Source organism: Bradyrhizobium sp. HKCCYLRH2060 (genome assembly GCF_051168135.1).
GTDB lineage: Bacteria > Pseudomonadota > Alphaproteobacteria > Rhizobiales > Xanthobacteraceae > Bradyrhizobium.
Genome location: NZ_JBNPUK010000005.1, coordinates 140703 through 161548, shown reverse-complemented (window position 1 = coordinate 161548; position 20846 = coordinate 140703). Strand labels below are relative to the sequence as shown.

16 protein-coding genes are annotated in these 20846 nt (G+C 66.1%); 9 read left to right on the top strand and 7 right to left on the bottom strand.

The window, feature by feature from the left end:
- Nucleotides 1–6 precede the first annotated feature (6 nt).
- The 5 genes from ACQR10_RS13285 (at nt 7) to ACQR10_RS13265 (ending at nt 5662) form a co-directional block, all read left to right on the top strand.
- Entirely contained in the window at nt 7–615 is a 609-nt protein-coding gene (locus tag ACQR10_RS13285) for a DUF4399 domain-containing protein (protein WP_316217218.1), read from the top strand.
- 1074 nt (nt 616–1689) lie between these two features.
- Nucleotides 1690–1968, top strand: a complete 279-nt coding sequence (locus ACQR10_RS13280; RefSeq protein ID WP_315802676.1) for a PepSY domain-containing protein — start codon at nt 1690–1692, stop codon at nt 1966–1968.
- Nucleotides 1969–1978: 10 nt separating this feature from the next.
- On the top strand, nt 1979–2752 hold the full coding sequence (locus ACQR10_RS13275) for a cytochrome b/b6 domain-containing protein (RefSeq protein ID WP_316217229.1): 774 nt from the start codon (nt 1979–1981) through the stop codon (nt 2750–2752).
- Nucleotides 2753–3367: 615 nt separating this feature from the next.
- A complete protein-coding gene (locus ACQR10_RS13270) occupies nt 3368–3709 on the top strand; it encodes a cupredoxin domain-containing protein (RefSeq protein ID WP_316217217.1) in 342 nt (113 codons plus the stop codon).
- Nucleotides 3710–3805: 96 nt separating this feature from the next.
- Nucleotides 3806–5662 (top strand): outer membrane beta-barrel protein, encoded by a 1857-nt coding sequence (locus ACQR10_RS13265; RefSeq protein ID WP_316217216.1) that lies wholly within the window; start codon nt 3806–3808, stop codon nt 5660–5662.
- A gap of 278 nt (nt 5663–5940) precedes the next feature.
- Here ACQR10_RS13265 and ACQR10_RS13260 read toward each other — a convergent pair whose 3' ends face one another.
- The 7 genes from ACQR10_RS13260 to ACQR10_RS13230 form a co-directional block, all read right to left on the bottom strand.
- The gene (locus ACQR10_RS13260; RefSeq protein WP_315802679.1) at nt 5941–6729 is read right to left on the bottom strand and encodes an energy transducer TonB; all 789 of its coding nucleotides are present in this window, start codon (nt 6727–6729) and stop codon (nt 5941–5943) included.
- 26 nt (nt 6730–6755) lie between these two features.
- Nucleotides 6756–7205 (bottom strand): TonB system transport protein ExbD, encoded by a 450-nt coding sequence (exbD, locus tag ACQR10_RS13255; protein ID WP_315736414.1) that lies wholly within the window; start codon nt 7203–7205, stop codon nt 6756–6758.
- A gap of 4 nt (nt 7206–7209) precedes the next feature.
- Complete coding sequence (gene exbB, locus ACQR10_RS13250; protein ID WP_316217215.1) at nt 7210–8256, bottom strand: tonB-system energizer ExbB; 1047 nt, start codon at nt 8254–8256, stop codon at nt 7210–7212.
- 956 nt (nt 8257–9212) lie between these two features.
- Nucleotides 9213–9902: a Fe2+-dependent dioxygenase gene (locus ACQR10_RS13245; protein WP_434839619.1), complete on the bottom strand. Its 690-nt coding sequence runs from the start codon at nt 9900–9902 to the stop codon at nt 9213–9215.
- Between the two features lie 40 nt (nt 9903–9942).
- Nucleotides 9943–12474, bottom strand: coding sequence for a TonB-dependent receptor (locus ACQR10_RS13240; RefSeq protein WP_316217213.1), 2532 nt, complete (start codon nt 12472–12474; stop codon nt 9943–9945).
- 399 nt (nt 12475–12873) lie between these two features.
- Complete coding sequence (locus ACQR10_RS13235; protein ID WP_316217212.1) at nt 12874–15267, bottom strand: TonB-dependent receptor; 2394 nt, start codon at nt 15265–15267, stop codon at nt 12874–12876.
- A 271-nt stretch (nt 15268–15538) separates the two neighbouring features.
- Complete coding sequence (locus tag ACQR10_RS13230; protein ID WP_316217211.1) at nt 15539–16657, bottom strand: ring-opening amidohydrolase; 1119 nt, start codon at nt 16655–16657, stop codon at nt 15539–15541.
- Between the two features lie 120 nt (nt 16658–16777).
- Here ACQR10_RS13230 and ACQR10_RS13225 point away from each other — a divergent pair, with 120 nt between their 5' ends.
- The 4 genes from ACQR10_RS13225 to ACQR10_RS13210 all read left to right on the top strand — a co-directional run bounded on the left by ACQR10_RS13225 (nt 16778) and on the right by ACQR10_RS13210 (nt 20650).
- Nucleotides 16778–17581 (top strand): MBL fold metallo-hydrolase, encoded by an 804-nt coding sequence (locus tag ACQR10_RS13225; RefSeq protein WP_316217210.1) that lies wholly within the window; start codon nt 16778–16780, stop codon nt 17579–17581.
- Between the two features lie 220 nt (nt 17582–17801).
- Nucleotides 17802–19406: a hypothetical protein gene (locus ACQR10_RS13220; protein ID WP_316217209.1), complete on the top strand. Its 1605-nt coding sequence runs from the start codon at nt 17802–17804 to the stop codon at nt 19404–19406.
- Nucleotides 19407–19525: 119 nt separating this feature from the next.
- Entirely contained in the window at nt 19526–20014 is a 489-nt protein-coding gene (locus ACQR10_RS13215) for a DUF427 domain-containing protein (protein WP_316217208.1), read from the top strand.
- 153 nt (nt 20015–20167) lie between these two features.
- Nucleotides 20168–20650 (top strand): hypothetical protein, encoded by a 483-nt coding sequence (locus ACQR10_RS13210; RefSeq protein ID WP_316217207.1) that lies wholly within the window; start codon nt 20168–20170, stop codon nt 20648–20650.
- The last annotated feature ends 196 nt before the right edge of the window (nt 20651–20846 follow it).

The following is a 20846-nucleotide window of genomic DNA, read 5'->3' as shown; positions in this document are numbered from 1 at the left end:
ATCTGCATGCTGCCGATGTCTGCGCGACTCCACTTCATCCTGATCGCGTCGCTCGTGCTCGCGCCGTCATTGGCGCCAGCCAAGGGAACGAAGGCCGCGAAGGATGCCCGCGTCTATTTCATCTCTCCTGCGGATGGGGAGACGGTGACCGGGCCCTTTATCGCTCGCTTCGGACTGCGCAACATGGGCGTCACCCATGCGGGCGACGATTTCGCCGGCAGTGGCCATCATCATCTTCTCGTCGACGTCGACGAGACGATGCAGGCCGGCGAGGAGATTCCGCGTGACAAGAAACACGTTCATTACGCAGCGGGGGAGACCGAGGCGCGGATCGAATTGTCGCCCGGCAAGCACACGCTGCAGCTCGTGCTGGGTGACACCAGGCATCTCAACTTCGATCCGCCGGTGATCTCCGAGAAGATCATGATCACGGTGAGCAAGCCGAACGGAGGCGAGCAGGAGGCGCGCGCGACACGCGGCGTCACCGCCCGAAACCGACCGCAGATCCGATCCGTGCCGGCAGAGCCGCCGGCCCAGCCCGAGCCGTCGCCGGAGATGACGAAGTCCCCCGAGAGCTCTGACTTCATCAGCCGCGTCTTCTCCGGGACGAAGTGACGACCTCTCCATTCCCAACCAGGGCTATCGCATATGAAGATCTGAGTGTTTCGCTGCGCTGCCTCCACGTCGTCATGCCCGGGCTCCGTCCCGGGCATCCACGTCCTTCCCAGGATGCCGAACGACGTGGATGGCCGGGACGGAGCCCGGGCATGACGGTGTGGAAGGAGCCGACCTCAAACTTGTATCGTCAAGTGCGATAGCCCTGATTCCCAACGGCCGGGCGCGTGATGCGCGTCGGCTTGCGCGCGACCGTGGGACGCAAGCTCGGTCGCTCCGCGAGGATCCATCGCTGAGGGCGGCGCCTGTCGCGCGATGGCGGCAAGGACGATCCGCCATCCGGCAACGGCCGCTCGTCCGGACGCGCGTCCATGGCAGATCCCGGCGCAAGCGGGGACGTCGTTGCCGAGGCATCCGAGACGTCGTTTTCCTGCAGCGACTCGCCATCCTGGTCGGCAGTCCGTGTCGGCAAGAGTATCGCCCGCGTCCAGGATCAGGATGGCCTTGCCGTTGTCCGCACGGATGTGCGTCTGACGGCCGCTAGATCCGTTCGCAAGCAGCCGCATCGTCATCGTCCACCACCGATCTCGATCTGGTCGTGCGAACGATCGCGATGCTCAGAAAATTTTTCTGAGGCTTAAGGTCGCAGCCTTGTAGCTGTCGGTTCCTTTCTCGCCTCACCATGGTCACAGCGGCAATCGGGCGGGAGTGTGGTCCCGCACGCCGCGCCGGCCACGCCTTGTGCGGGAGCAAAGCGCATACGCCTCACGACGATGCTGCTACATCCTTGCGAATCAATATCAGTTGCAACGCGCAGGGAACCCGGCACGGGGTCGAGTCCTGAAGAGATCAGTAGCCTGCCGACATGGTTCGATCCTGACTGGACCGCATGTGAGTTCGCATCTCAGCGACATTGCGGCCGGATGCGGAACGTTTCGAGCCGCGCCTGCGTGGTCGAGGCCATCCACCGCGGACGATGACGTCCAAGTTTCGTTGAAATCTCCCTCCCCTTTGTAGTCCGCGCATCGAGCGCTGTTGGCGCCGATGGCGCAGTCTTCGAGGAGGAATTTCATAATGAAGGTCATCAAACTGTTAGGCGTGGTCTTGGCGGCGGGTCTGGCGTCGGGCTCCGCGGCGCTCGCCGACGGCTACAAGGATTGCACCAGGCTCGACAAGGCGTCGTGGAAGACGACCGCCGAAGCCGAGGCGAAGGCGAAGGCCGCGGGCTACGAGGTTCGGCAGACCAAGATCGAGGGCACCTGCTACGAGGTTTACGGTGTCAAGGGCGGCAAGCTCTATGAGCTGTTTTACAGCCCCGAGGACCTCGCGCTGAAGCACACCAAGGCGAAGTGATCTGATGGTCATGCGTGACGCAGGCCAGGCGCAGCGGAGCGTCGCCTCCCCGACGCCGGCGAACTCACGTCCGGGGACCGTGGCGGTCTGGGATCTTCCGCTGCGCGTCTGGCACTGGTCGCTCGCGGCCTTCGTGCTCGTCGCCTGCGTCACGCCCAACACCTTCGATCGCCTGCACCGCCTCGCGGGCTATGCCGTCATCGGTCTTCTCGCCTTCAGGCTGATCTGGGGGCTGATCGGCAGCCGTCATTCGCTGTTCGCGCGGATCAGCCTCAAGCTGCGGGCGGCGCCTCAGTATATCGTGGGCATGCTGCGCGGAGAGACGGGACGCTATCTCGGGCTGAACCCGGCGGGGGCCGCGATGCTGGTCGTGATGCTCGCGCTTCTGATCGTCTCGACCATCAGCGGCGTCATGCAGGTCTCGGTCCGGTTCTTCGGCGTCGGCTGGATCGAGCAGGCGCATGCGCTGTCGTCCAATGCCATCATCGCCCTGATCGCCGTGCATGTGCTCGGCACGGTGTGGATGAGCTTGCTGCAGCGGGAGAACCTGATGCGCGCGATGGTCACGGGACGCAAGCGCGTGCCGGGCATCATGCGCGCCGCGCCGGCGCGCAGCGTCGCACGCCAGAGCCCGGAGCCCGAGCCCGTGGCGGACGAGGAGCAAATATCCGTCGTCCCCGATCTGCCGCCCCTGCGCGTGAATCCGGCGCCCGGCGCCGCGAAGCCTGCGCGTATGCCGCGATCCCTCAGCGTTCACGACAGGCGGCTGGGGGTCGGCAGATGAGACGGCGGGCATCGGTCGTGTGCGCTCGCCGGCGATATGGGCGAGCAGGCCCGCGCCTGATTTCATTTCTGGTGCGCGCGAGGCTCGTCCGCACACGGCTCGAGCTGGATGGGCGCACACGCATATTGCGGTCCATGCCGCATGAGACCAGTGCGAGCGCGTTCCTTCGTGCATCTCGCTCGTACTCGTCTCGATGAGCCGGTGCATGAGAATCATGCAGGTGCTGTACGCAGCGTAAGCGGTCGATCGTGAGCCTCGTGTGGTTCGCGGCGTGCGCGACGGCGCTGCATGACCTGTCGTGTCTCATATCAGCACAGCTGCGAACTCAGGTGATCGTGCTGCTCCCGACCGCGGAGACCGCTGATGTTCGTCATTGTCATTCGGCGCGCATCGGCGATGCTCGAGCCGACGCGTCTGCGCGGCGCCTCGACGCCGCACAACTAATAAATCCGCGCGCTTTGTCGCACACAACGATGTTGTCAAATTTCGACACGGCAAATTGCCGCATTCGGGACTTCATAGTCGTTCTATGAAGTGTCGGAGGCTCGTCGAAACAGGTGAGCGCTGGAAGACGGTTCGGCACATTCGGGTGAATTCGGGACAGGGACATACATCATGAATCTCTTTGACAAGGGACAGGCAGCAGGAGTCGCCGTGCTGTTGATCGCGGCGTTCGCGCTGCCGGCAGCGGCGGCTGAGACGACCATCGAGATATCGGTCAAGGACAACAAGTTTCAGCCGGCGGAGATGAAGGCGCCGGCCGACACGCCGATCGTGTTCAAGGTCAAGAATCTGGATGGCGCGCCGGTCGAGTTCGAGAGCGAGCCTCTGGAGTTCGAAACGGTGATCAAGCCGAACATGGAAGGCGTCGTGAAGGTCAAGGCGCAGAAGCCGGGACGCTACGAATTCTTCGACGATTTCCATCAGGGCAACAAGGGCGCGCTGATCATCGAGTGATCCGGCCTTGGGCGCCGTGATGCCGTGATGCCGGAATGCGTCACGCCGCGGGCGCCGCGCTTCGCAGGTTGCCGAACTCGACGGAGACGAGGCTCTTTGGAACGGGCAGCACGACAGACGGTCGCTTCCAGACGTGGCATCGGTCGCGACGTCTCACGGTGCCAGGAGGAGACGGTGGCGATCACCGTGCTGCTCGTGACGCTGCTTGGAGCCGCGCCGTCGTCCGCTGAGACCGTCGTTCCGGGCAGCCAGGTGAGAGCCTATGCAGATCCCGGAGCCTCCGACGGGGGGCCGGTGGTAGTCGTGCCCAATCGCCGCCGGCAGCCGGCGCGGCCTGCCAACGGCAACGGACCGCTGGTCATTCCGCAGGTGATCGTTTCGCCTGGTGGCGTCGAGCCGGAGCCCAAGGCGGCCACCCAGGTGGACGAGGCTCCACCGCCGCGGCCGCGATCTCCGGTCGATGCCGGAGCGGGCGCGCTTCCGCAGGCCGCGCGCCGCGAGCCGGCGCCGCGCCTGGCGCCTGTCCGCAATGGCTTCTTCGGCACACCGTCAGCCGGCCTTCTGGTCGGTGGCTGCCTGTCGACGCCGGGCCGGTTGTCGGTCACCAACGTCCCTAACCGCTGCCTGGACGCGCTGGCGTTCGCCGTCAGTCCGCCGCCGGCGACGCGCGGCGTGCTGCCGCGCAATCTGCCGCCGATTCCGCGACAGGATGCACAGCCGATTCCGCCCGTTCTGGCCGACAAGCCGAAGATGCGGCTGCCGCCGGTGAACAAGGGGCAGAAGCCGCAGGATCAGCCGCAGCCGCCGATGATGGAGGAAGACCCCTATGAGCCCAAGGGTATCACGGTGGGAAACTTCATCCTGAAGCCTGCGTTCGAAATGTCCTCAGGCTTCGACAGCAATCCCGGCCGTGTGCCGCAGGGCAGGGGCTCGGCCTTCGTCAGCGTTGCGCCGGTCCTGCTCGTGCGCTCTCAGTTCGAGCGGCATCTGCTCAACGCCGATGTGCGCGTCGGCTACATCGACTATGCAAAGCTCCGGCAGCTCAGCAGGCCTACCGTCGACGCCAAGGTGAATGGGCGCTACGACATCACCGATACGTTTGCGCTCAACGGCGAGGGCCACGTTGCCGTCGATGCCGATGATCCCGGCACGCCGCGCTTCGCCGGCCGGTTCGCCAGGATTCCGCTGGCCTCCACCGTCGGCGGCTCCGCCGGCGTCACCAAGCGGTTCGAGGAGGTCGAGGTCTCGACCAAGGCCGCCATCGACCGCGTCGCGTTCCAGAACGCGCCGCTCGTCGACGGCCAGATCGTCAGCAATGCCGACCGCAACTTCGTCCAATACGGCTCGCAGAGCCGCATCACCTACAATCTGACGCCGGAGATCCGTCCCTTCGTCGACGTCGCCGTCGATCGCCGCGTTCACGACATCGCGGTCGATGCCGAAGGCTTCCGCCGCGACTCCACCGGGACGGCCGTCGAGGCCGGCGTGACATTCAACTACGCCGACAAGCTGACCGGCGACGTCGCCGTCGGCTACCTGACGCGCCGCTACCAGGATCCGATGCTCAAGCCGGTCAACGGCTTCATTGCCGACGCCAATCTGACATGGCAGTTCGCCAAGGAGACGGCGATCGCGCTGGGGGCCAAGTCGCAGGTGGTGGAGATCACCGAGCCCGGCATTTCCGGCGTGCTCAAGCGCGACGTCACCGTCGGCGTCGAGCATCAGTTCGAGCCCTGGCTCATCGGCACGTTCCTCGCCGGCTATGGCGAGGACGCGTTCACCGGAACGACGCGCGTCGACAACCGCTACCTGGTCGAGCTCGGCATGCTCTACAAGTTCTCACGCCTGCTGCAGCTCAGGGCCAGCGTCCGGCGCGAGGAGACGCGCTCCAACTTCCGCGAAAACAACCTGTCGGCGACCGTGGTGCAGGTCGGGGCACGGGTGCAGTACTGATCGGCAGCCCGGCACGCACCCGCGCGCGGCATCTGTGGTCTTCTGAGGACGTGCCTGGAGATCGCGCTTCTTGTCGTGACGCAGCCAACAGTCATCCTCCGGGCAAGGCCGCAAGCCTGGAAGCCGGAGTTTCTCGCTCTGGCTTCGCCGTGTAGTATAGCTCCCCTGCAACGGGTGGACGCGCAGCGGGAGTGCCCGGCTCCAGTCTCCAAAATGAAATGCAGCGCCCACGACGTGAGCGCTGCCAGGTCCGGATCTGCGCGGCAGTCCGGCCGCGACTATTTCTTCTGATTGAAGTTCACGTCGAGGCTGAAGCTGAACTGATCGTCCGTCAGTCCGGACGGCGGTGCAGGCACAGGGTCGGAGCGGCGGATCATCGCCAGCGCGGCATCATCGAACATCGAGTCGCCGCACGACTGCATGACGGACGCGGACACCACCTTGCCGGCCCGGCTCAGCACCAGCGCCACCTTGACCGTGCCATTGTGCTTCTTGCCTTCCGGATAGCGCTTGTGCAGCTCGAAATAGGCGCTGATCTTGCGGCCCCAATCGTTGGTCAGCTTCTGCTTGTCCTTGCCCATTCCCGGATTGGGGGCCTTGGCCGTCTCGGCCGGCGGCGCGGCCTCGTCCAGCGCCTTGCGGGCCGATTCCTCCTGCGCGGCAGATGCGACCGACGCCTCGGCCTGCTGGGTCGCCTGCTGCTGTTCCTCCTTCTCCGGCTTCTTGGGTTCGTTCTGCGTGACGACCCGATCGGCCTCCTCCTCGGTTTCGGTCGGCTTGTCCTTGACGGCGTCGGACTCCTTGACTTCGGCGGTCTGCTGCATCTGCTCCGGCGCAGCTTCGGCCGCGTCGCTGTCGGGACCCGGCGGAAGATCGTTGTCCTCGACCTGGGGCGAGGCTATCTCGAGCGCGAATTCGGCGCCGGCCGCGCCGAGGCCGCCGTCCACGTCATTGCCGCTGAGATGGACGACCGCGAGCGCGGCGCCGCCACCGTGCAACATGAGGGCGCCGATCGCGGCTGAGATCCACAAGCGGCGCGACGCTCCCTGATACTTGTGTTCGACCATTCTTCAGTTCCGTCGTTTCACTGGTTTCAATGTGCAGCCTGGGCGGCGGCCTGTGAGACGCCTTCGACAGTCACGAGCTTGATCTTCGGATAGCCGCCGGTCCGCAGCAGCTCCATCACGTCCATCAGCTCTCCATACGCCACGCCCCGGTCGGCGCGCAGGAAGATGAACTTGTCCTTCGCTGCCTCGGGGATGTGTTCGAGGGTGCTCACCAGGCTCGCCCGTTTCACCTGCTCCTCGCCGACGAACAGTGTCAGATCCGGCTTGATGCTGACATAGATCGGCTTGTCCGGCTTCTTCTGCGGCGTGGCCGTCGATGTCGGGAGATCGACAGGCACGTCGACCGTCGACAGGGGTGCCGCCACCATGAAGATGATCAGCAGCACCAGGATCACGTCGATGAAGGGCGTGACGTTGATGTCACTGGTCTCGCCGAGATCATCGTCGCCATCGCCTTCCGAGAGAGAAACGGCCATGGAGCTACTCCGCTGCCAGCGCCATCGGAGGCGCTGAGTGGACGTGGATCGGCTCGAAGCGCTCGCCGTGATGGCTGCTGTGGTGGCTCTGGCCGCGATCGAGATCGCGCGACAACATCCGGGCGGTGGCGCCGGAGGACCGGTTCACGAGCTCCATGTAGCCTTTCGTCACCCGCGTGAAGTGATTGTAGATGATCACGGCCGGGATCGCGGCGACGAGGCCGATGGCGGTTGCGAGCAGCGCTTCGGCGATGCCGGGCGCGACGACGGCGAGGTTGGTGGTCTGCGACTTCGAGATGCCGATGAAGCTGTTCATGATGCCCCAGACCGTGCCGAACAGGCCGACAAAGGGCGAGATCGAGCCGATCGTGGCGAGCAGGCCCATGCCGGTCCGGCAACGCCGGCCCTCGGCACGCACGATCTCGGAGAAGCTCGACGCAGCGCGCTCGTTGACGCCGTGAGACGGCAGCTCGGACGACATCCTGATTTCGTGCATGGCGGCATCGATCAGGGTCGTCAGCACGTTCTGCCGTGATCCCAGCGCGAGCTTGGCTTCCGACAGCCAGCGTACGTCATCGACCTTGCGCAGCGCGCTGCTCAGCTTCCGGCGCAGGATGGAGAACTCGATGGTCTTGGCGATGAAGACGGTCCAGGTCGCGAGCGAGGCGAGCGCGAGCCCCATCATGACCGACTTCACGAGAATGTCGGCGGCCAGGAACATCGACCATGGCGACAGATCATGCGGAACGTGAGCTGACGGCTGCGCGCCGCCTTGCGCCGGCTTCTCTGCCTGGTCCTTCGCCTTGTCGCCCGCTGCCGCGTCAGTCACGGCTTCGGCCGCCGTCGACGGTTGGGTGTCGGTCGTTGCGGCCGCCGGCGGCTGGCTCGGTGCCGCGGCTTGCGGCGTGGTAGCAGACGGAGCCGGCGCAGCCGTCGGTGCGACGCCGCTGGTCGTCGGAGCCGCGGGCGCAGGCGCCGCGACCTGCGGCGCGGCCTGGGCAACGGCCGGCGCCGTGGATGCCTGTCCCGTCGTCACCGGCTTCGGTGCCATGCTCTGAGCCGGAGCCGCATGCGCAGCGGGAGTCGACGCGCCGGCCGCGGTGTTGACGGGCGCAACTGCAGGCGCCTGCGCGGTGGCGGCTGTCGTCGGAGTCTGAGCGGCTTTCGCTCCGGTCGCATTCGCTGGATTTGATGCTGTGGTCTGCGGCGCTGTTGCAGCCTGGCCAGGTCTCGGCGATGTGGCCGGCTGCTCGGCATGCGCCATGGCGCCGGCCGAAACCGCTGCGATCACCGCTCCTACTTGAAGAACGATCCTGAACATGTTGCTGAACACCCCTTGGTAGTTAACCGCTCCGTAATGTTTCCAGTCCTAACCCGGCTGTTTTGAGACGCCGCGTTGACTCAAAGCGGGAACATCGACGCCGGCAGTTGCCGCCGTGGGTGCGATGCCAAACGAAAAATCGAATCGTGCGACCTGCGTAACAGCCCGCGATGGCGTGCATCGCGTCTTAACTCCCTGAAAGTCCTGCTGTGAGGCGGATGCGCCTTGCGCAGCGTCGCCAATGCGGCTGCCTGTCACGCAAATGCCGCCGTTCGGTCTTCCATCAATTCTAATTAGTCGGTGCGGGCGTGATGGGCCCGTTCGGCCGGTGAGAGCACTTGTGCGTGCATCTGTGATGCCGTCCGACAAGCCGGAAGGCCTCGGGACCGAATCATAGTGCTGCTGAGATCGGCACGGTTCGAAAGATAGCGTGCGCCGCGCGACTCTCGTTTCGTCGTGATCAACGTCGATGTTGGCCGCAAGGGAATGGCGGTAGTTCGCGAAACGCACAATCTCTCCGGCATAGCTGCCGAATGTGAGCTCGGATGGCGGTCCATCGCGAGCGCGCCGAGAACAGTGCTGCAGCGAGCGGTCGCCATCCAAACGAATGAGCCGGGCTGCACCTCGTGCAACCCGGCTCAAAGGCGATCGAACTCAACGTGATCGGCGCGATTGGGGACGGAAGTTCAGTTCTCCGCCCAGTAGCGGATCAGGTTGTGATAAAGGCCGGTCAGCCGCACCATTTCCGGATCGTCGCGCCCCATCCGCTGCGACAAACCCTGGATCGTCGTATCGAGATCGAAGATCATGCTGCGCGCGAGGGGATCGCGGATCATGCTCTGCAGCCAGAAGAACGAGGCGACGCGGACGCCGCGCGTCACTGGCGTGACCATGTGCAGGCTCGAGGCGGGGTACAGCACGAGGTCGCCGGCGGGCAGCTTCACCTCGTGCGAGCCGTACAGATCCTCGATCACCAGCTCGCCGCCGTCGTAGTCCTCCGGCTCGGAGAGGAACAGCGTGACCGAGAGGTCGGTGCGAATGCGCAGGCCGGTGAGCTTGTCGCCGCGCACCGCGTTGTCGACGTGGATGCCGAAATGGTGGCCCGACTGCGCGCTGTAGCGGTTGAACAGCGGCGGAAAGATCTGCTGCGGGATCGCGGCGGCGAGAAAGCGCGGATTGGCGGTCATCGCCGAGATGATGCGGTGGCCGAGCTTGCGCGCCACCTCGCTGTCGGGCGGCAACTGCTCGTTGCGCTTGACCATGGCCGACTGGGCGCCGGCCGTCGAGCGGCCGTCCTCCCAGTCGCTGGAGTCCATGATGCGGCGGAAATCCGCCACATCGTCTTTGCTCAGAATTCCGGGGACACAGATCAGCATGAACTCATCACTTGATGTATGCCCCGGCTTGGGTGTGCGATCAGAACCGTCCTGACAGGACGATCGATGCGCTTCGTCCCGGACCGACGAGCACGAACGGGGTGGCACTCTGATAGAGAGCGTCGTAGTAGAGCTTGTCGAAGATGTTGGCAACGAACAGCTTCGCCGTCCAGTTCTTGTCGAGCTTGGCTTCCGCGAACGCGTCGAAGCGCCAGTAGCTCGGCAGCTCGGTGCCCTGGTTCGCCGCCAGCCAGGTGCCGCCGAAGATCTTCGAGCGGTACACCGCCTGGCCGCCGATCTCCCAGGTGTCGTTGATCTGGTACTTCGTCAGCAGGCTGAACGACTGGTGCGCGGTGTTGGCGAGCTGCAGGCCGACATTGCTGGTGAACAGCGCGGTGTTGGCCGGCGGGATGTTCGACTTCGTCACCTCCGACTGCATCAGCACGATGCCGCCGAAGATGCTCCATTTGTCGGTCAGCTTGCCGCCCGCCTGCAGATCGATGCCGCGGATGCGGTAGGCGGCACCGGCCGAGAGACACGGCACGGAGCCGACGGTGCCTGCCGGATACGGGCAGTCCGCGGTGGCCTGCGCGGCGCTGGTGATGTTGCGCGACTCGCGGGCATTCTCCTTCTCGGTCTGGAACAAGGCGCCCGTGACCAGCAGGCGGCCGTCGAGCAGCTCCCATTTGGTGCCGATCTCGATCGAGGTGTTCTTCTCCGGCCCGAAGATCTGGTTGGCGCCGCCATTGGTCACCGCCGACAGGCCGCCATATTGCGGGCTGAGACCGTCGAACTCGGCGCCGACCGGGTTCGACGACGTGGCATAGGCCGCATAGAAGCTGGCGTAGGGCACCGGCTTCAACGTCATGCCGACGTTGAAGTTCGGCATGCCGCTGGAGGCCGCGGTCGAGCCCGGCGTGTTGGCGACGCCGTTGACCGTCCCGAAGCCATCGACCCGAACGTCGTATTTGTCATAGCGCACGCCGCCGTTGAGGATGACGAGATCGCGGTAGTTGACGCTGTCCAGGGCGTAGACGCTCGCCGAGTCGATCTTCACGTTCGTCGGGAATTGTCCCAGCGACGGAATGCCGAACGGCAGGTTGGTGAACTGCGGGTTGAACACGCTCACGCCCGACAGCGAACCGCTGCCGGCGAACGCGAGACCTTGCTGCTCGGAGGTCAGGCCGGTGTAGCTGTTGATGAGCGCCTTTTCCTGCGAGACCTCGAGGCCGGCGAGCATGGTATGCCTGAAGTTGCCGGTGTCGAACTTGTAGGTCGCCTCGAGCTGGTTGGCGAGCACGTCGGTCTGCTGGAAGCGGCTCTGCGGATTGGCCCGGATCGTCGAGTTCGAGAGAGGATTGGTGAGCGTCGGGCCTTCCGGCAGAGTGCCGATATAGTTCAGGGTCGAGCGCGATACCCGGAACTTGTCGGAGATCGTCAGGTCAGGGGTGACCTTCACCTCGGCATTGAGCGTGCCGATGTCCTGTCCGACGCGCGAGAAGTCGCGGTTGACGAAGCCGTACCAGGCGTTGCGCGGAGCGCCGACCTCGGGGAACGGCGCGCCGGCGGTGAGCGTGCTCGGCCGATAATACGGTACGCCGAAGTCCGGACGTCCCGTCACCTCGTTGTGGATGTAGTTGGCGGACAGCGTCACGGTGTCGAGCGGCGTCCACTTGGTGGCGATGAAGCCGCCGTTGCGGTTGTCGGTGACGTAGTCGCGGCCCGCGACGCCGGCATCCTGGAACAGGCCGCCGACGCGCGCGGCGAAGGTCGGCGTGATCTTCTGGTTGACGTCGATCACCACGCGCTTGGTGCGGTCGGTGCCGAGCGTGGTGTCCATGTTGTAGAAGCTGTTCTCGGTCGTGGCCTGCTTGGTCACGATGTTGATGGCGCCGCCGGTGGTGCCGCGGCCGGCGAACGAGGAGTTCGGGCCGCGCAGGATCTCGACCTGCTCGGTGAAGAAGTTCTCGCGCACGGAGACGCCGGCGTCACGCACGCCGTCGATGAAGACGTCGTTGCGGGCGTCGAAGCCGCGGATGAAGAAGCGGTCGCCGAACGCGTTGCCGCCTTCGCCGGTGCCGAGCGTCACGCCGGCGGTGGAAAGCACGGCGGATTTGAGGCTGGTGGAGTTCTTGTCGGCCAGGATCTCCTTGCTCAGCACCGTCACCGTCTTCGGCGTGTTGAGCAGCTTCTCCGGAAACTTGCCGGAGGCCTGCAGCCGCTCGCCCTTGTAGTCGGAGGCGGGGCTGGAATAGGGGTTGCGGTCGGGCGGCAGATTGCTCTTCGGCGCCGCGGCCTGCTGCTGCTGTTGCTGGCGGGCGGCGCGGCGCATCGCGTCGCGGGCGCGGACCTGGTCCGCGGTCGGACGCGAGGCGGCCGGCTTGGGACGCGCGACCGGGGCTTCGACGTTGACGGACGGCAGCGGCGCCTGCTGGGCTTCGGCACTGGAGAACGAGGCAACCGCGATCAGGCTCGCGACTGCCGAGACTTTCACACCGGAAATCTCGGGAGATGGCTCCCACTCGTGCCCGCTTGCCCCTCGCAAGCTCCTTGGAAAGATTGCCTTACCCATACTCGACCACCCCATTCGTTACGCAAAACTCTGACTTGGGTTCGTTTGAACGCCCGCAACCGGCGCGTGCCTGTTGCGAATGCAAGTCAAGAAGCGGGGGAAAGCGGTCCAAAGCTGGTTCCGCCGGTGGCCGGAATGCGAAAAGTTTCCATCCATTTCTGAAAATGAGAGTTGTTCGCAAAGTGTCGCGTCACGGCAACACTTGAAACCTCCTGGTTGAGCTGATCTCCGTCATTCAATTGCTGATGGGAGAATTGGCCGGCCTTCACCCCGTCCCGCGAGGTAAATCGTGCGCTTGATGATCACTTCGGCGATCTTCGGTTCGAGCTGCTTCCCGCCGCATCGCGAGATGCGGCGGGAATCTGGCGAATCTGTTTCCCGACCGGGACGCGCGCGGCCTTAGAACTTCGCCGTCGTGATCAGGTAGAACGCACGGCCGGGAGCGACCTGGGTGAACGGCACGTTGCTGCGGTAGAAGGTGTCGTAATAGAGCTGGTTGGTGAGGTTCTGGGCATAGACCTTCATGCTCCAGTTCTTGTCGATCTGCTTCTCCACGAAGGCATCGAACCGCCAGTAGCTCGGCAGCTCGTTGCCGGTGTTGGCCGCGAACGTGCCGCCGAACACTTTCGAGCGGTAGACGGCCTGGCCGCCGATCTCCCAGCCGTCGTCGAACTTGTACTTGGTCAGCACGCTCAGCGACTGGTGCGCGATGTTGGCGAGCTGCAGTCCGGTATTGGACGCGACGCCGCTCTGCGTCACCTTGGACTGCATCAGCACCAGGCCGCCGAAGATGCTCCAGCGGTCGGTGAGCTTGCCTTCCGCCTCGATGTCGATGCCCTGGATGCGGTAGGCGGCGCCGGAGGTCAAAAGCCCGTTGACGGTCTCGCGGGCGTTCTCCTTCACCGTCTGGAACAGCGCGCCGGTCACCAGCAGATGGCGGTCGACCAGCTCCCATTTGGTGCCGATCTCGGCGCCCTTGTTGCGCTCCGGCCCGAGGATGATGGTGCTGTTCGGCGGAATGCCGCCGTAGTCGGTCGCGGTGCCGTCGAGCTCGGAGCCGAACGGATTGGCGGAGGTCGCATAGGCGGCATAGAGGCTGCCGATCGGCAGCGGCTTGTAGACGAGGCCGAGATTGTAGTTGATCAGGTCGGAATCGACGGTCGCCGAGGCGGTGTTGTTCGACGAGCGCATCGCATAGCCGTCATAGCGCAGGCCGCCGGTGAGGATGATGGTGTCGCGCCAGTTCGCGGTGTCGATCACATAGGCGCTCTTGCTGTCGACATCGTAGCGAGTCGGATTACCGGTCAGGAACGGCACGGTCGTGAACGGCAGGTTGGTGTAGGCGGGGCTGAACATGTTCTGGTTCTGCAAGCCCCCGCCGGTGGTGCCCTGCGAGCCGAACGCCTCCGAGGTCAGTCCGGCATAGCGGTCGATCGAGATGTTCTCCTTGGAGAACTCGGTGCCGACCACCGTGGTGTGCTTGACCGGCCCGGTGTCGTATTTGAACGTGAGGTCGTTCTGGTTGGCCCAGTTGTCGACGGTCTGATAGCGGCTCTGCGCGCTGGCGTTGAAGAACCATTTGGTCGGATCGGGGTTCGCCGTTCCCGCCACGCTCGCATTCGGCAGGGTGCCGATGTAGTTCAGCTCGGAATGCTCGCCGCGCAGCTTGCTGGTGAAGGTGATGGCGTCGTTGAGCTTGAGCTCGCCCGCCAGCGTGCCGAAATCCTGCCGCGCCGCCTGGAAGTCGCGGTTGAGGAAGCCGTACCAATTGTTGCGCGGGATGCCGGCCGAGGTCGCCGGAATGTTGCCCTGCTTGTAGAACGGCACGCCGAAGTCCGGATAGCCGGAGAGGTCGGTGTGGACGTAGTTGGTCGTGACCTTCAGCGAGTCCGTCGGAGTCCACTTGGTTGAGATGAAGCCGCCCCAGCGGTCGTCGGTGACGTGGTCGCGTCCCGCGACATTGGCGTCCTGGAACAGGCCGCCGGTGCGCACCGAGAAGGTCGGCGAGATCGTCTGGTTGACGTCGAGCGTCACGCGCTTGGTCTGGTCGGTGCCGAGGGTCGACTCCGCGTTGGTGAAATTGCGGTCGCCGGCCTGCTTGGTGATGATGTTGATGGCACCTCCCGCGGTGCCGCGGCCGGCATAGGCCGAGGCGGGACCGCGCAGGATCTCGACCTGCTCGGTGAAGAAGTTCTCGCGCACCGACACGGCGGGATCGCGGATGCCGTCGATGAAGATGTCGTTGCGGGCATCGAAGCCGCGGATGAAGAAGCGGTCGCCGAACGCGTTGCCGCCTTCGCCCGAGCCGAGCGTGACGCCCGCGGTCGAGCGGCCGACCTCCTTCAGCGTGGTGACGTGCTTGTCCTCCAGCACCTCCTTGCTCATCACGGTGATGGTCTTCGGCGTGTTCACCAGCTTCTCGGTGAACTTGCCGGAGGCGACGCGGTCGACCTTGTAGGGCGCGGCCGCGTCCGCATAGGGGTTGGCGTCGGGCGGCGTCTGCGGACCGGTCTGAGCCGGCGGCTGCTGCGGCTGGCGGGCCGCGCGGCGCAGCGCGCTGCGGGCGCGGACCTGGTCGGCTGACGGCCGCGATGGCGCCGGCCTGGCGCGGGCGGCCGGCGCCTCGACGGTGACGGAGGGCAGGGGCGCCTGCTGCGCCTCGGCGCCGGAGAACGAGGCGACGGCGATCAGCCCCGCGACCGCCGATACCTTGACCCCCGCTACGTCAGCGGAGGCATCGCCTCGAAGCGCGGTGCCCCCGCGCAAGCTTGCTGGAAAGACGGCTCGACCCATACTCAACCACCCCAATGGCTACTCAAGGACAAATCTTGTTCGTGGATTCGCCATCAGGATCACTCCTGTTGCGAACGCCTCTCAACAAGTCCTCGAAATTCGACCAAAACGGGTTGCGCTGGTGGCCCGCCTGGGATGATCGTACCTAATGCATGTGATAATCAGTCGCAGGTAAGGGTCTGTTGGTTATTCGTTACCGGTCGCGCCCAAACTCCCGCGAGGTCTCCGCAAACCGCGGGAGCGACGCCTGCCGGATCTCGATACCGCCGATCTAGCCGCGCGCGACGATCACCGCGACCGGCCCGCCGCCGTCAGGGCCCTGGTGTTCGGCGCCGCCCGAGACGAACAGGTCGGTGAAGCCGAACAGCCCGGCCAGCGCGCCGCCGACGAAAGCGCGGGCATGGCGGGTGGAGGAGACGTCGCTGTCGTCCAGCATGGTATGCCGCTGGCCGCGCAGCCGGCCGCTCTGCGCCGCCTCCGCCTTGGCGAGCACCGCGGCGATGCGGCTGCGGTCGGCCGCCGGCACCTGGCCCGTCACGTTCAGGCCGAGCCGGGCGAGCGCCTGCCGCGCCGGCTCGATGTCGATGGCATCGCCCATGACGGCATGATCGATCGCGAGCGGCCCGCTCCACTTGGCCGACATGCCGGCCACCATGATCTCGTGGTCGAGCAGCTCGACGCCGCCCGAGGTGGCCGCGCGTCCGCTGTAGCGCGAGACATCGGCGCAGATCGTCGCATCGGAGAGATCGCCGGCTGCGAGCTCGCCGAGCGCGACGGCGACCCCGAGCGCCGAGGCGCCGCGCGAAAAGCCCATCGACTTCAGCGTATCGCGCACGGCGGTGCGCTGTCCCCGGGCCTCGACCGCCTCGATGCGCTCCATCGTCAGCAGCGGGCATTTCACCTGCACGTAATGGACGTCGGCGGGATCGCCGATGCCGGCGTCGGCCATTGCCGCGCGCACGCCGGCGGCCACGAGCTCGACCTGCTGCATGCGGCCGAGATGCTCGCCCGCCAGCACCGGCGTGCGCGCGCGCCCCAGCGCCAGCGATGTCGGGACATCGCGTGGCTTCGCGGCATCGCCGCCGTCGCGTGCCTCGAACACGATCATGTGCGGCGACAATGCGCCCTCGGTGCCGCCGGACATCACCATCGCGATCTGCTGCACGGCGTCCGCCGCGAGATATCGGCCGAGCAGCGCCTCCAGCGAGCGCACGGCGAAAGCGCGGGTGAAGTCGTTGACGCAGCCATTGCCCTCGGTCTTGCCGAGAATGGCGACGATCCCTGCGGGATCGATCGCCCCTTGCGCGATTCCGGCCTCGAGCGCGCCGACATCGTCCGGGCTCCGCATCGGCAGGCGGTGAACGTAGGCGCGGCGCAGCCGGGTCGGCATGTCGAGAACTCCTCTGGTGCGGTCCGGCGACACTAGGCAATCACGAAGCCGCGCGCGACGGTGTTCCGAGATGGGCCGCATGCTATCCTTGGCATTCCTAACCCGGACGACCGGTGATCCATGCCTCTCTGGACCTGCTTTCAATGCGGCGCGCAGTTTCCCGATACGCCAGCACCGCCCGGCCATTGCGTCGTCTGCGAGGACGAGCGGCAATATGTGAACTGGAAGGGACAGAGCTTCCTCAGCCGCGACGACCTCGCCGAACGGCATCAGGTCGCCTGGCGCGAGGATGACGGCCTCACCGGCCTTGCTCTGGAGCCGGGCTTCGCGATCGGTCAGCGCGCGCTGCTCGTTCCCGAGCCGGACGGCTGCGTGATGTGGGACTGCATTCCGCTGGCGACGGATGCGGCCATTGCCCATGTCCGCTCGCTGGGCGGGCTGAAGGCCATCGCCGTGTCGCATCCGCACTATTATGGCGCGGTCGCCGATTGGAGCGCCGCGTTCGGCAATGCGCCGGTCTATCTGCACGGCGACGACGCGGCCTTCGTCACCCGTCCGCATCCTGCGATCGTGCCGTGGACCGGCGACCGCCTCGCGCTCTCGGACGAAATCGTGCTGCTGCGGACCGGCGGGCATTTCGCCGGCGCCACCATCCTGCATTGGCGGAAGGGAGCCGAGGGCAGGGGCGCGCTGTTGACCGGCGACATCGCCATGGTGGCGATGGATCGCCGCCATGTCAGCTTCATGTACTCCTATCCGAACTACATCCCGCTCGGCGCCGCCGCCGTGCGCCGCATCGCCGATGCGGTCGCGCCGCTCGCCTTCGATCGCATCTACGGCGCCTGGTGGCAGAAGAACGTCGCCGACGATGCCAAGGCGGCGTTCGATCGCTCGGTGCGGCGCTATCTCCAGGCGATCGCTTGAGCCGACGGTTTCGCGGAATCCCCGTAAAGTAACGGGGCATTAGGCACAACCAGAAGGTTGCCTCAGGACATCTTGCAGTCTTTGGTCGGATGGTATCGAAGTATCCCGGGCGGAATGGGGTACCTCAATGCATTTGCCATCGTGCTCGCCGGCGACTGGCGCCATCGCGCCGGCCAGCCTCCTCGTGCATTCAGACTTTCGATCAGTCCCCCATCCTCCCGTGTCCGCCTCCAGCGCCGGCGAGCTGCCCTGGCGCTGGATCCTGCTGGCGCTGGTGCTCGCCATCGTGCTCGCGGTGCCGTTTCTGTTGGTCGATGTCCCGCCGGTGCTCGACTATCCGAACCACCTCGCGCGGCTGTTCGTGCTGGCGCATCCCGACGATCCCGTGCTGTCGCAGATGTACGCGCCGAACTGGCGCATCCTGCCCAATCTCGGCATGGACGTGATCGGCGTCGCGCTGCTGCGCATCACCGGCGTTCATGTCGGCGGCCGCATCCTGCTCGCGCTCAGCCTGTTCGCGCCACTCATCGGGGTCATCGCCTATCACCGCGCGGTGTTCGGCCGGCTGTCCTTATGGCCGCTGGCGGCCGGCATCGTCGCCTATGACGGCGTCTTCCTGCTCGGCTTCATGAATTTCCAGCTCTCGCTCGGTCTTGCCCTCGGCGGCGCCGCCGGCTGGGTGGCGCTGCGCCGTCGGGGCGGCTGGCTGCCGGCGATCGCCTGGGGGGCCATCACTGCGTCGGCTGCCTTCCTCTGCCACATCTTCGGCTTGCTGTTCTTCGCGGTCCTGATCGGCGCCGGAGAGGCCGATCGGCTGTGGCGGCTGCGCCGGTCGGCGGTCCTGACGCGGGAGCTGGCGGTCGCGGCCTGTGCGCTCGGACTCACGCTCAGCCCGGCCGTGCTGCTCTATGGGCTCTGTCCGCTGGGCGAGGGAGGGTTGCAACTCGGCGACTGGGACGGACCGCCGAAGCTGTGGCGCATCATGACGCCGTTCCTGACCACCAGCGCCGAGCTGACGATCATCACGACCGTCGTGGTGATGTCGGTGCTGGTTCTCGTCCGGCGCCAGCTCGTCATCGCGCCGGGCATTCCGCTGGCGCTGGCGGCGCTGTTCACGGCCTTCGTCGCGGCGCCCTGGACGGCGCTGGGAGGAACGCTGATCGACATGCGCTTTGCCGCGATGGGCGGCCTGCTGCTGTTCGCCGGCCTGCATCCGGTCGTGTCCGGCAGGAAGGCGGCGCTCGTCGGCATCGTCCTCGCAGGGCTGATGCTGGTTCGGACCGCGGATATCGCATCGGCCTGGATCGATCACCGGGTCGACCTCGCCGAACTGCGCGCGGCGATCGCGCATGTGCAGCCCGGCGCGCGCGTCATCGCCGCGCATGGCCACGAGCAGCCCGTCTCCAGCCGGCGCGAGCGCATCCTGCCCGGCTTCCGTTATGTCGATTCCCATATGGCGGCGCTGCTCGTGATCGAGCGGCGGGCGTTCTGGCCGCTGATGTTCGCCCATCCGAACCAGCAGCCCGTCACGGTGCGTCCCTCTTTCGCGCGTCTCGCGCAGCCGCTGGCCGAGCCCGCCGCGTGGCGCTGGCTGCAGCCGGACACGCCGCCCGCCGACGTGTTGCCGCTCGCGCGCTATCTGGCCGGCTGGCGCTCGAACTTCGATGCTGTCCTGCTGCTCGACCCGCCGGTCCCGGAGCAGCCGGTCGCCGGCCTCTCGCCGCTCTATCTCGGTAGCTACATCCAACTGTTCCGCATCGGGCTGCACAACGGCAAAACCGCGCAGGAGCCTGGGCCCGCTCCGCCGGCGGCTTCACCGTCGTGAAGCCGGAACGACAGCCGCCGCTCCCCATCAATCTACGGTGATCCTCTGCCTCCCTTGGGCCGTTGCCTTGCGCTGGCCGGTCGCTACGCGCGGCGGCGGCGCCATGACGGAGAAGGGACATGCAGCGCATCGTGCCGGGGCCGGGACAGGAATCGGTGTGGGACTATCCGCGGCCGCCGCGGCTGGAGCGCTGCACGGCGCGGCTGCGCGTCGCATTCGCCGGCGTCACCATCGCCGACACGCAGGACGGCTATCGCGTGCTCGAGACCAGCCATCCGCCCGTCTACTACATCCCATCGCAGGATGTCGCGATGCAGTGGCTGCGGCGCGCGCCTGGCCAGTCGTTCTGCGAGTTCAAGGGCGTCGCCAGCTATTGGACCGTGGAGGTCGATGGCCGCCGGTCCGAGCAGGCGGCGTGGAGCTATGAGCAGCCGACGCCCGCCTTCGCGCCGATCGCGGGCCATCTGGCATTCTATGCTTCCCGCGTCGACGCCTGCTTCGTCGGTGACGAGCGCGTTGCCGCGCAAGAGGGCGATTTCTACGGCGGCTGGATCACCTCTCCTGTCGTCGGACCGTTCAAGGGCGGGCCGGGTACGCGGCACTGGTAGAGCCAGGCGCTCGTCCCGATGCGTGATCCGATGTCCGGTCTTGATCGTATGGATGACGGGTGACGGCAGCCCGCGCATGCAGCGTGGCTTGACCTGGCAGGGCAGCGATCCCTGCCGGACGAGATCTCATCTTCACGACGCCGGGGGAATGCCATGCGACGGTTGATGAAGTTCCTGCACACGATGGGCGCGATCGGCATGATGGGCGCGATGGCCTGCCTCGTCGTGCTGCTCGGCCTGATCCCGCAGCCGTCGGTGTCGCTGTCGCATTATGCCGAGATGCGCGCGGCGATGGGCGCCATCGTGCGCTACGTGTTCTTTCCCTCGCTCGGCCTGACCCTGATCGCCGGACTGCTCGCGATCGCGATCAACCGCGCGCTGCACAGCGCCGGCTGGGCGCTTGCCAAGCTGGCCTCCGGCATCCTGGTCTTCGAATGGGGTTTTGCCGCCGTGCAGGGTCCGATGCAGGAGGCGGCCGAGGAGGCCGCCCGCGCCGTCGCCGGCCAGATCGACCCGGCGACGCTTGCGCCCAACTTCGGCAGCGAGCAGGGCGCCATCTGGGTCATGCTCGGCGTCGCCACCGTGAACGTGATCCTGGGCGTCTGGCGTCCGAAATTTACGAATCTGCCGGATTGATTGACCCCAGCGTTCCGCGTTGCAGCACGCCAGCGTTTTCCGCCGACACTACCGCTCTCTCCTCTCCCCTCCCCGCAAGGGGAAGGGGAGCGCACCGCCGCAGACCGATCGCTCTGCGGATTTCGCGAAATTCCTCTTGCTATTTTTCAGAAATCATGTTTATGTCGCTCCATCCCGCCTCGTGCAGAGGGACGTA